Here is a 12,233-nt window from a genome sequence, read left to right on the forward strand (position 1 = left end):
AAATTATTAATAGGAACATTGTATGTCTTGTGCAGTCATTCAATTAACACAACAATTAATTCGTATTCCTTCTATTAGCCCACAGGATTTAGGTTGTCAAGATATTATAATAAAACGTCTGCGTAATATTGGTTTTCAAATAAAAACAATTAATGTCAATAATACAAGAAATTTTTGGGCGTATCGAGGAACTGGAAAAACATTGGCATTTGCAGGTCATACTGATGTTGTTCCATCTGGCGCAAGTGATTGTTGGAATACTGATCCGTTTGATCCAGTGATTTGTGATGGTATTTTGTTTGGTCGCGGTGTTGCAGACATGAAAGGTGCATTAGCATCTATGGTTGTTGCAGTTGAGCGATTTATAAAAAAACATCCTAACCATAAAGGTCGTTTATCGTTTTTGATTACTTCTGACGAAGAAGATACGGCAATTGATGGAACCGCAAAAATTGTAGAATATTTAATGTCAAAAAGAGAAAATATTAATTATTGCTTAATTGGTGAACCGTCTAGTACTTTAAAAATTGGTGATACCATAAAAAATGGTAGGCGTGGATCTATCAATGCATTATTAAAATTATATGGAATACAAGGACATATTGCGTATCCTGAATTAGCAAGCAATCCGATACATACAGGTTGTTCGATCATAAAAAAGTTATTATCTATAAAATTTGATCATGGTAATACTTATTTTTCTCCAACTAGTATAAATATTTCAAATATTCATGGCGGGACTGGAAAAAACAATATTATTCCTAACGTGTTATCAATTCAATTTAATATTCGATTTAGCACTGAAATTACTGATATAAAAATTAAAGACAAAGTCAAAAACATATTGGATAATAGTCATATAAAGTATGATATAAAATGGTTTCTTTCGGGACAACCCTTTATTACTCAACCTGGCGTGTTAATAAATACTGTAATTCAATCGATTATAAACCTTAATCGAATAAAACCTAATTTATCTACTGGTGGTGGTACATCTGATGGTCGCTTTATTTCTTTAATGGGTCCTGAGATTGTAGAATTAGGTTTAACTAATAAGACTATTCATAAAGTAAATGAATGTGCGAAAATATCTGATTTAAAAATGTTAAGTTTGATTTATGAAGATATTATAAAAAACTTAATGCTTTAATATTTTACTAATTATATTTTAATATATAGTTGTTTAAAATATTTTTTCGATGCAGAATATTATAAAATAATCTGCATCAAAACATGATGTTTTCCTTGTTTTAAAAAAACAGTTATTCTTGAAATAATTAATTAAACATCTATAATTTTATAAAATAAAAAATTTTACTTTTACAAAGTAAAGCATGATTTTTTATAAAATAATTGAATATTAACTTGCATACAGGGAAATTTTAAATAATTTAAATAGTATGTTGATTTTAATTTGTTGTTATAATATTTGTAGATTGGCGTGTTTCATTGCTTGCTTAAGTTTGACACGTGTACTATTTAAAATTTTTGTCATTGGTAAACGTAATGTATCGTGTTTTATTAAACCTATTTTTTTAGCTAACCATTTTACTGGAATTGGATTGGGTTCTATGAACAAAGATTCATGTAGCTTTGTTAATCTTTGATTAATGGATCTTGCAGAGGCAAAGTCGCCTTTTAATGCATGTTGACATAGTTCTCTCATTTCTTGTGCTGCAATATTAGCAGTAACCGATATTACACCTTGTCCCCCTAGTTGCATAAAGTCTAAGGCAGTTGCGTCATCTCCGCTAATTAAAAAAAAATTCTTTTTAACTAATTGTTTTATTTTGTGAATCCGAGATAAATCTCCAGTTGCTTCCTTAATACCTACTATGTTTTTAAATCGAGCTAGTCGCGCGATTGTTTCTGGCAATAAATCACAACCAGTACGACTAGGTACGTTGTACAATATTTGTGGTAATTTAGTATTTTTTGAAATTGCTTTAAAGTGTTGATACAATCCTTCTTGGGTAGGTTTGTTATAATAAGGTGTTACTGAAAGACATGCTGCAATTCCTGATTTTTCAAATTTTTTTGTTAAAGAAATTGCTTCTGATGTAGCGTTTGCTCCAGTTCCTGCAATGATTGGGATTCGATTGTTTGCTAATTTTATGGTAAGCATAACAACATCAATATGCTCTTCTTGACTAAGTGTAGCTGATTCACCAGTTGTTCCGATTGATACAATAGCCTTGGTTTTATTTAGTACATGATAATTTATTAGTTTTTTTAAGCTAGAATGACAAATTTCACCTTTTTCATTCATAGGTGTAATTAATGCGACAATATTTCCTGCAAACATTTTATCTTTTTCCTATACAAAATTTACTTCATGATGTATTCGATATATCTAAAAAATGTATATTGATTTTATTTAAATTAATAAACATTTATTGTTTATGTTAATTATGTATAATCAGTTAGAAATAATAATATTGTAAAATGTTAAAATTAGTTGTTATAAAATACTTATGTTTTTATTAATGTTCTGGACATTTTAACGTTTTTATATAATTTATATATTTTTTTGTAAACAAGAAGATTAATTATTATTAATTTTAATACGTTAATAAGAAAATAATATTTTGATTAATGTTAATTATGTTGCGATACGTTATATATTAGTTAACGTGTTTAAAATAGCTATTATTATTTTAAAATATTTTATTAATTTCGTAAAAAATGATCATCTTTAGATGCTTTTTTAAATATATTTAGATGTTGATATAATTAAAATAGTATAATATTGTCTTAATTTTACGCAATTTAAAATATAAATATTTTTTTAAAACTTTTAGGTTTTACAATGTTTTTAGTAATATTATATTTAAAATGTATTATTTTTTTTACCACATTGCGCTCTAAATCTTAATAAATGATCCATTAAAACAATGGCAACCATTGCTTCAGTAATTGGCACTGCACGAATTCCGACACAAGGATCATGTCTACCTGTAATAGATATATTTGTATTCTCGTTGTTTTTATTTACTGTTTGTCCTAGTTTTTTAATGCTTGACGTTGGTTTAAAAGCCACTTTTAATACAATTTTTTCACCGTTACTAATACCTCCTAAAATTCCTCCAGCATGATTACTCATAAATCCTGTGCTATTCATTTCGTCGCGATTAATGCTTCCAGTTTGTTGAATTACTGAAAATCCATCTCCTATTTCTACGCCCTTTGCAGCGTTAATGCTTATTAATGCATGTGCTAAATCAGCGTCAAGACGATCAAAAACAGGTTCTCCTAATCCAACAGGTACATTTTCAGCAATTATTGTAATTTCTGCACCGATAGAATCACCATTTCGTTTTAGATTTTTAATAAGTTTTTCTAATTCTGGAATTTTGTCAATATTCGGGCAAAAGAATGAATTTTTTTCGACTATATCCCAAGATTGAAAAGAACACTTAATATTACCCATTGCTGATAAATATGCTCGAATTGTAGTTTTATGTTGCATTTTAAGATATTTCTTAGCAATAGCACCGGCTGCTACGCGCATAACGGTTTCACGTGCTGAAGATCTTCCACCTCCTCTATAGTCTCGAATTCCATATTTTTTTTCATAAGTATAATCTGCATGACCAGGTCTAAATAGATTTTTAATATTTTTATAATCTTTTGAGCGTTGGTCAGCATTATTAATAATTAAACCAATGCTAGTACCTGTTGTAATTCCCTCAAAAACACCAGATAAAATATGTATTTTATCTGATTCGCGTCGTGCTGTAGTATAACGAGAAGTACCAGGTTTTCTTCGATCTAAATCATATTGAAAATCTTCAGAAGATAACTTGATACCAGGTGGTACTCCATCAACTATGCAACCTAATGATTTACCGTGTGATTCACCAAACGTAGTAATAGAAAATATTTTACCAATTTTATTGCCAGACATATTTAATCCTTTTTATATTTTAAAGTTCATGAAAACAATATTTTTAATAGAATTTAAGTATTTTATAATATATTTATACTGTATTATTAATATTTTTATTTATATAGTGGTAAATTTTTTATTTGTTGTTTTTACAAAAACTAAATTATATACTTAATAAAAATATGTTAATAATAAAAAATTATGTTTTTAAGTATTTAATTGTTCGGTAGCATATACTTATGAGAAAAAATCGCCGGTATTCTGTACGCAAAGATGCTTTGTTTCGTCAATGGTTAAATAATACGCGTGAGATAGTACAGGATACTATTTTTCATGCTCGTATTGATAAAAAAGAAAACAGTATTATATCTAATCGAATTCTTTTAGAACAAGATGCTCACAGTTATTATTTTTCTCAAAAAAACGAAAATAATTCGTTAACAAATGATCCAGTATCTTATATTCGTAATCAACATGCGTATAAAATATTAAAAAACTTGAAAAAAGGAAGGTATAGTCCAGATATTTTTCTTGATTTACATGGATTGAATCAGTATCAAGCAAAAAAAGAATTAGCTAAGTTGATTGTAATTTGTCAAAAAGAAAAATTGTTTTGTGCGCATATTATGCATGGGTATGGACAAAACATTTTAAAAACACAAACTCCATTTTGGCTGTCTCAGCATCCAGATATTATAGCTTTACATCAAGCACCGAAAGCATTTGGCAATGATGCTGCTATTATGGTCATTATCGAAATTCATTCCCATATAAAAAGTTAAGACCATGTTTTTAATTACATTATCAGTTTTATTTTTTTAATTTGGAACTGATTAGACAATTTTTTAAAATAAAATTTTTTAAAATTTTATTTTGATTTTTTTGTAATTTTGAAATGGTTCTTTTTTAATGTAAAAAATGATTGTTTTTTAATTGGTGTTTGTCATTTTATATTTTACAAATTTTTTCAAAAATATTATTTTAAAATTTTTTATATTTTTATGAATATTATCTTGATAAATTGTATGTAATTTTTTTACTAAATATATTAGTTTTGTATTTTTAAAAATTAATATGTAATTAAATTTTTTAAAAAAAGAAAAATCATGGTTTTACTGTTGTTGGTTATAAAATATTTTAAGGAATATTTGACATGTTAGATAGTAATCGTGTGCGTATAGCACTTCAAAAAAATGGACGTTTAAGTAGCGATTCTATAAAATTACTTACGTGTTGTGGCATCAAAATTAATTTAAGTCAAAGAAAATTAATTGCATTTTCTGAAAACATGCCTATTGATGTTATGTTAGTGCGTGATGACGATATTCCCGGCTTGGTTATGGATGGTGTGGTAGATTTAGGTATAGTTGGAGAAAACGTTCTAGAAGAAGAATTATTAAGTCGAATATCACAAAAAATAGAATGTTCTTATGTTACATTAAGACGTCTTGATTTTGGTATTTGTAGATTGTCACTTGCTTTACCGACAAATAGAGTTTTTTCTAGTATAGAATGTTTCCAAAACATAAGAATTGCAACTTCTTATCCGCATTTATTAAAAAAATATCTACAATCTAAAAATGTTTTTTTTAAACCATGTATGTTGAATGGCTCAGTAGAGGTTGCGCCTAGGGCTGGTTTAGCTGATGCTATTTGTGATTTAGTTTCTACAGGAGCGACGTTAGAAGAAAATGGTCTACGTGAAGTAAAAGTGGTATTTCGTTCGCATGCATGTCTTATATGCAAAACTGGTAATATTGATTTAAAAAAAAGAGAAGTAATTAATAAATTACTAACACGGATTACAGGTGTAATCAAGGCACGCGAATCAAAATATATTATGTTGCATGCTCCTGTTAATAAGTTACAAGAAGTTATATCTTTATTACATGGTGCAGAAAGACCGACTATTTTAAAATTAGCCGGTGATGATAATCGTGTAGCAATGCATATGGTTAGTAGTGAAACATTATTTTGGGAAACAATGGAAAAACTGAAACTTTTAGGCGCAAGTTCTATTTTAGTTTTACCTATTGAAAAAATGATGGAGTGAACATAAAACATGAAGTACTTTGATAATGTAGTTTTTTGGAACGATATTAACATTGATGAAAAAAATAAAATTTTAGCACGACCGTTTATAAAAAAAAATAAAAAAATTAAAAAAATTGTTAAAGAAATTATTGAAAATGTTAAAAAAAATGGCGATCAAGCTTTAAGACAATACACAAAATTATTTGAAAAATTTATTGTTAAAGAATTTGAAATACCTCGGAAAAAAATTATTTTATCTTCTGAAAGCATTAATTCTGAATTAAAAAATGCAATTTTATCAGCAAAAAAAAATATTACTTGTTTTCATAAAGCTCAGTTGTTAAATGAAATTAATCTCGAAATAGAAACTGGTGTTCGCTGCCAACAAATTTATTTACCGTTAAATACTATAGGTATTTATATTCCGAATGGAACTGCTCCTCTTTTTTCAACAGTGTTGATGCTTGCGATTCCTGCAAAAATAGCTGGTTGCAAAAATATTGTACTGTGTTCACCTCCTCCAGTTAGCGACGAAATTCTTTACACAGCACATATTTGTGGTGTTGATAAAATTTTTCAAATTGGCGGTGCTCAAGCAATAGCATCTCTTGCTTGTGGTACTAAAACCATTCCAAAAGTAGATAAAATTTTTGGTCCTGGAAATGCTTATGTAACAGAATCTAAATTGCAAGTCAGTTCAATGTTCAATGGTCCAGAAATAGACATGTTAGCAGGTCCTTCAGAATTGTTGATTATCGCAGATGATAGTGCCAATCCTGATTTTATTGCTGCTGATTTATTATCTCAAGCAGAACATGATTCATCTTCTCAAGTAATACTTGTAACTCCGTGCATTCAGTTAGCACAAAAAGTCATTGTGTCTCTTAACAAACAACTGTTGAAATTATTTAGATTATCAGAAATTTTAAATTCATTAAGTAATAGTGCTATTATTATTGCTAAAGATTTGCGTCAATGTATTGATATATCAAATATATATTCACCTGAACATCTTATGATTCAAACAATAAAACCGCGTGATATATTAGATAGTATTTTAAATGCAAGCTCGATTTTTTTAGGGTTATGGTCGCCTGAATCAGCAGGTGATTACGCGTCAGGTACTAATCATGTTTTGCCTACTTATGGAAAATCAATTTCCGTTTCTGCTTTAGGAATAGCAGATTTTCAAAAACGTGTATTAGTGCAAGAATTAACTCCACAAGGTTTAATAAAATTATCAAATACTATTCAAGTTTTATCTTCTTCCGAAAAGCTTGAAGCGCATAAAAATGCTGTACGAATTAGAGTAGATTTTTTAGAGAAAATTAAATGAAAAGTCATAATATTCAGTTAGATCGATTGAACATAAAAAAATTGATGCCATATCAATCTGCACGTCGCATTCGAGGAAAATACGGTGAAATATTTTTAGATGCTAATGAGTGTCCTATTCCTGTATTATTTGAATTAAAAAATAAATCATTTAACAGGTATCCGGAATGTCAACCTTATGAATTAATATCAACTTATGCGAAATATGCAAATGTATTTTTTGAGCAAGTGTTAGTTACAAGAGGTGCTGACGAAGGTATTGAACTATTAATAAAAGCATTTTGTGAACCGAAAAATGATGCAATTATTTATTGTCCACCAACGTATGATATGTATCGTGTAAATTCGGAGATCGCCGATGTGAAAATCAAAGAGATCCCAACTATTAAAGATACTTGGCAATTGGATTTATTAAGTATTCAGTTAAATTTAGATAATGTTAAATTAGTATACATTTGCAATCCAAACAACCCTACCGGAAGTACTATATCACAAAATGATTTAATTAATTTGTTAAATATGACAATTAACAAATCATTAGTTGTAATAGATGAAGCCTATATTGAATTTTTTCCAGAAATAAGTATGTCATTTTTTTTGAAAACACATCCTAATTTAGTTATTCTTCGTACATTGTCTAAAGCATTTGCTTTAGCTGGAATAAGATGTGGATTTGTTTTAGCTCAAAAAGAAATAATTGATACTTTAAAAAAGGTTATTGGTCCATATCCTATATCTGCTCCTGCAGCTGATATAGCTACACAAGCTTTACAGATTGATCATATTAATTTCATGAAAAATAGAGTACTACATTTAACTTCTAATCGTATTTGGTTAAGTGATCAATTAAAACATATTTCATGTGTTAAAAAAGTATTTAATAGTCATGCTAATTATATATTAGTACAGTTTTTTTCATGTGTGAAAATTTTTAAATCATTATGGAAAGATGGTATAATTTTGCGCAATCAGAGTAATAAAACACATTTGCATGAGTGTATTAGAATAACAATTGGAGCGCGTTCAGAATGTAGAAAATTGGTTCAAGAATTGAAAAAGTTATGTTAAAAAAGTTATATTTTTAACGGAGAACATGTGAAACATAAAATATTATTTATTGATCGAGATGGCACGTTAATTGATGAACCACAAGATACTTTTCAAATAGATGACATAAATAAATTAATTTTTAAAAAGCACGTAATTTCGTCATTACGAAATTTAATATTTTTAAAATATAAGTTAATCATGGTAACTAATCAAGATGGATTAGGCTCATCATCATTTCCTTGGAAAAAATTTAATTTAGTTCATGATTTTATGTTAAATATTTTTCGTTCTGAATCGATAATATTTGATGATATATTGATTTGTCCTCATGTTAAAAATGACAATTGCTTATGTCGCAAACCTAATATTAAAATGTTAGAACCATGGATTCAGGATTCGATAATAGATCGAGAACGAAGTTATGTTATCGGTGATCGTATTACTGATATGAAAATGGCCGAAAAATTAAAATTAACAGGTATTCAATATAAAGATGATGCATGTGATTGGATAAAAATTGAGAAAAAAATCGTTTCTAGAAATCGATACGCAGAAATTATTAGAATAACAAAAGAAACGAACGTACATATTAAAGCCTACTTAGATTTAAATAATTCTAGCAAAATTCATACTGGGATAAATTTTTTTGATCATATGTTAGAACAAATAGCAGTACACAGTGGAATTTGTTTGAATATTTTTGCTCAAGGTGATTTACAAATTGATGATCATCATACAATAGAAGACACAGGAATAGTTTTGGGAAAAGTATTATTGAAAGCGTTAGGAGATAAATACGGATTATGTAGATATGGTTTTACTCTTCCTATGGACGAAAGCTATGCGCACTGTATTATAGATATATCAAATCGCCCATACTTAAGGTTTTTATCTAACTTTCATTATAAAATGATTGGAGATATGAACACAAATATGATTGAACATTTTTTTTATTCCCTTTGTTATTCTATGAAAATTACATTACATTTACGTGCAAAAGGTAAAAATGATCATCATTGTGCTGAAAGTTTGTTTAAAGTATTTGGTCGGGCATTACGTCAGTCTATAAAATTAGAAGGAAACGTATTACCAACATCAAAAGGCATTTTATGACAGACATAGCAATTTTAGACACTGGATGCGCTAATCTTCAATCTATTAAAATAGCAATTGAGCGATTAAATTATCATCCAATAATCACTTCTGAAAATAAAATATTAATGAAATCAAAAAAAATTTTTTTTCCAGGTGTAGGTACAGCTTCTGCTGTGATGCGCAAATTATCAGAGAATAATATTCTTGATTTTTTCAGATCTTGTACACAACCTGTTTTAGGAATATGTCTTGGAATGCAGCTTTTGTGTCAGTTTAGTGAAGAATGTAACGGAGTAAAAACTATTGGAGTAATAGATTCTGCTGCATCTCTTTTGAAAACTGATAATTTACCATTACCGCATATTGGTTGGAATCGAATTGTATTTGATACATATCATCCATTATTCGTGAATATTGAAAATAACACCAGATTTTATTTTGTGCATAGTTATGCTATTCCCATAAATCAATTTACATTATCTGTAACACAATATGGATCTTCTTTTTTTAGTTCTGCAATACAAAAAGACAATTTTTTTGGTGTGCAATTTCATCCAGAAAAATCTGGAAATGCAGGTTCACAATTATTACAGAATTTTTTAGAGATATAACGTTATGATTATTCCTGCTTTCGATATACTTGATAATAACATTGTTCGTTTGTATCAAGGTAATTTTTCTTGTAAAAAACACTATGATATTAATTTATGCAATTATTTAGATGATTATCAAAAACAAGGAGTTCAATTTGTACATTTGGTTGATTTAAATGGAGCAAAAAACACTAATAATAAACAATTAGAAGTATTTAAAAAAATATTGTCTTATAGCTCTATTCCAATACAGATAGGTGGTGGGATTAGACATGCTAAAGATATAGATATTTTTTTAAAAATGGGAATTAAAAGAGTAGTTATTGGTTCATCTATTATACAAAATAAAGAAGAAGTAGTGAAATGGTTAAAAGTGTATGGTAGTGATGCTATAGTATTTGCATTAGATATAAAAATTGATCAAAATAATAATAAAAAAATATTTATACATGGTTGGAAAAAATCAACTGATCTTCTTTTAGAGGATGTGATTCGATATTTTTTACCGTTTGGTTTAAAACATGTATTGTGTACTGATATATCTAAGGATGGCACATTATCTGGTCCAGATGTTAAATTATATCATGAATTAGTTCAATATTTTAAATTAATAGAGTTTCAGGCATCAGGTGGAATTGGAACTTTAGAAGATATTAAATCTTTAGTACGTGTGGGTGTTCAAAATATTATTATTGGTCGTAGTTTATTGGAAAGACGATTTACAATAGAAGAGGCATTGCAATGTTATCGAAACGAATTATAGCATGTCTTGATGTAAGTCATGGATTGGTGGTTAAAGGGATTCAATTTAAAAATCATAGAATTATAGGTAGTATTGTACCGTTAGCAAAACGTTATGCAGATGAAGGTGTAGATGAATTAGTTTTTTATGATATAAAAGCGGCAACGCAAAATACATTAGTTGATAGAAGATGGGTCGAATCAGTTGCTAAAGTTATTAATATTCCATTTTGTGTTGCTGGTGGTATTCAAAGCGTAGATGATGCAAGAAATATTTTATCTTGTGGAGCAGATAAAATTTCTATTAATTCTGCAGCATTAAAAAACCCTAATTTAATAACTGATATTTCTGAATGTTTTGGTGTACAATGTACTGTAGTTGGTGTTGATTCTTGTTTTAATGAGTCAAAAAAATGTTATATGGTACATCAGTATACTGGCGATGTTAATCGTACGTATCAAACCGATTGGATAACATCTGATTGGATTAAGTTGATTCAAAAACATGGTGCAGGAGAAATTGTTGTAAATGTTATGAATCGAGATGGATTACAAACAGGATATGATTTAAACCATCTTAAAAATATCAGAAAAATATGTAAAGTACCCTTAATTGCATCTGGCGGAGCTGGTGATATGACACATTTTTATGACGTATTATCTGAGGCGAATGTAGATGGTGTTTTAGCTGCTTCTGTATTTCATAAAAAAATAATTAGTATACACGGTTTAAAACAATTTTTACTTAAGAAAGGATTAGAAATCAGGATATGTTAAATGATACACAAATATTAAAGTTAAATTGGGATAAAACGAATGGTATGTTGCCGGTAATAATACAGAGTTATTATTCAAACAAAATTTTAATGCACGGATATATGAATAAACCAGCTTTTTTTCAGACGCGAAAAGAAGGCATGGTTACATTTTATTCACGTACTAAAAAACGTTTATGGAAGAAAGGAGAAACATCTGGAAATTATTTAAAAGTTGTAAATATTACTACAGATTGCGATTATGATACATTATTAATTTTAGTTATCGCAATAGGTAAAACATGTCATTTAGATAGCGATAGTTGTTTTTTTTTAAGTTACGAACATTCAACATTTTTATTTGAATTAGAAACAATAATCGCTGAAAAGATAAACATGAAAAATAATTTGTCATATACGTATAATCTATATAATTCTGGTACAGCGCGTATTGCACAGAAAGTAGGTGAAGAAGCAGTAGAAACAATATTATCTGTATTTAAAGAAGATAAAAAGGAATTAATTAATGAATGTTCAGATTTAGTTTATCATTTAATTATTTTATTACATGATCAAAAGATAAATTTGCATACTATTATGGAGAATTTGAAAAATAGACACTTAAATACACAATCAGTTTTATAATTAATTTTCATTTATTTTAATAGTAATATTATTCATTTTTAACATTTTTTAAATGTTTATTATGTTAATAAAATTTTAAAAGTTAATCATGTATAA

The 12,233-nt window shown here is 28.0% G+C and carries 12 protein-coding genes; 10 read left to right on the forward strand and 2 right to left on the reverse strand.

From position 1 onward, the window contains the following. Positions 1-22: 22 nt before the first annotated feature. The gene (gene dapE, locus ICW73_02590; GenBank protein ID QNS01836.1) at positions 23-1,150 is read left to right on the forward strand and encodes a succinyl-diaminopimelate desuccinylase; all 1,128 of its coding nucleotides are present in this window, start codon (positions 23-25) and stop codon (positions 1,148-1,150) included. Positions 1,151-1,420: 270 nt separating this feature from the next. Here the strand turns inward: dapE and dapA are convergent, their stop codons facing one another. Further along, entirely contained in the window at positions 1,421-2,305 is an 885-nt protein-coding gene (gene dapA, locus ICW73_02595; protein ID QNS01837.1) for a 4-hydroxy-tetrahydrodipicolinate synthase, read from the reverse strand. A gap of 525 nt (positions 2,306-2,830) precedes the next feature. Then, entirely contained in the window at positions 2,831-3,907 is a 1,077-nt protein-coding gene (gene aroC, locus ICW73_02600) for a chorismate synthase (protein ID QNS01838.1), read from the reverse strand. A gap of 221 nt (positions 3,908-4,128) precedes the next feature. Between aroC and smrB the strand changes: the two genes are divergently transcribed. The 9 genes from smrB to ICW73_02645 all read left to right on the forward strand — a co-directional run bounded on the left by smrB (position 4,129) and on the right by ICW73_02645 (position 12,137). Next, positions 4,129-4,671, forward strand: coding sequence for an endonuclease SmrB (smrB, locus tag ICW73_02605; protein QNS01839.1), 543 nt, complete (start codon positions 4,129-4,131; stop codon positions 4,669-4,671). 371 nt (positions 4,672-5,042) lie between these two features. Continuing rightward, positions 5,043-5,942: an ATP phosphoribosyltransferase gene (gene hisG, locus ICW73_02610; GenBank protein ID QNS01840.1), complete on the forward strand. Its 900-nt coding sequence runs from the start codon at positions 5,043-5,045 to the stop codon at positions 5,940-5,942. 9 nt (positions 5,943-5,951) lie between these two features. Next, positions 5,952-7,259: a histidinol dehydrogenase gene (gene hisD, locus ICW73_02615; GenBank protein ID QNS01841.1), complete on the forward strand. Its 1,308-nt coding sequence runs from the start codon at positions 5,952-5,954 to the stop codon at positions 7,257-7,259. Beyond that, positions 7,256-8,326 carry a histidinol-phosphate transaminase gene (gene hisC, locus ICW73_02620; GenBank protein QNS01842.1) on the forward strand — a complete coding sequence of 357 codons (1,071 nt, stop codon included), beginning with the start codon at positions 7,256-7,258 and terminating at the stop codon, positions 8,324-8,326. The genes hisD and hisC overlap by 4 nt, the downstream gene beginning before the upstream one ends. Before the next feature lie 27 nt (positions 8,327-8,353). After that, positions 8,354-9,421 carry a bifunctional histidinol-phosphatase/imidazoleglycerol-phosphate dehydratase HisB gene (hisB, locus tag ICW73_02625; protein QNS01843.1) on the forward strand — a complete coding sequence of 356 codons (1,068 nt, stop codon included), beginning with the start codon at positions 8,354-8,356 and terminating at the stop codon, positions 9,419-9,421. After that, complete coding sequence (gene hisH / locus ICW73_02630; GenBank protein ID QNS01844.1) at positions 9,418-10,014, forward strand: imidazole glycerol phosphate synthase subunit HisH; 597 nt, start codon at positions 9,418-9,420, stop codon at positions 10,012-10,014. Before hisB ends, hisH begins: the two co-directional genes overlap by 4 nt. A 4-nt stretch (positions 10,015-10,018) precedes the next feature. Then, positions 10,019-10,759: a 1-(5-phosphoribosyl)-5-[(5-phosphoribosylamino)methylideneamino]imidazole-4-carboxamide isomerase gene (gene hisA / locus ICW73_02635; GenBank protein ID QNS01845.1), complete on the forward strand. Its 741-nt coding sequence runs from the start codon at positions 10,019-10,021 to the stop codon at positions 10,757-10,759. Beyond that, positions 10,738-11,514, forward strand: a complete 777-nt coding sequence (gene hisF / locus ICW73_02640; GenBank protein ID QNS01846.1) for an imidazole glycerol phosphate synthase subunit HisF — start codon at positions 10,738-10,740, stop codon at positions 11,512-11,514. The genes hisA and hisF overlap by 22 nt, the downstream gene beginning before the upstream one ends. Next, positions 11,508-12,137: a bifunctional phosphoribosyl-AMP cyclohydrolase/phosphoribosyl-ATP diphosphatase HisIE gene (locus tag ICW73_02645; GenBank protein QNS01847.1), complete on the forward strand. Its 630-nt coding sequence runs from the start codon at positions 11,508-11,510 to the stop codon at positions 12,135-12,137. The genes hisF and ICW73_02645 overlap by 7 nt, the downstream gene beginning before the upstream one ends. Positions 12,138-12,233: the final 96 nt, after the last annotated feature.

Origin of the sequence: Buchnera aphidicola (Pentalonia nigronervosa) (genome assembly GCA_014622685.1) — a bacterium.
Classification (GTDB): domain Bacteria; phylum Pseudomonadota; class Gammaproteobacteria; order Enterobacterales; family Enterobacteriaceae; genus Buchnera; species Buchnera aphidicola_BD.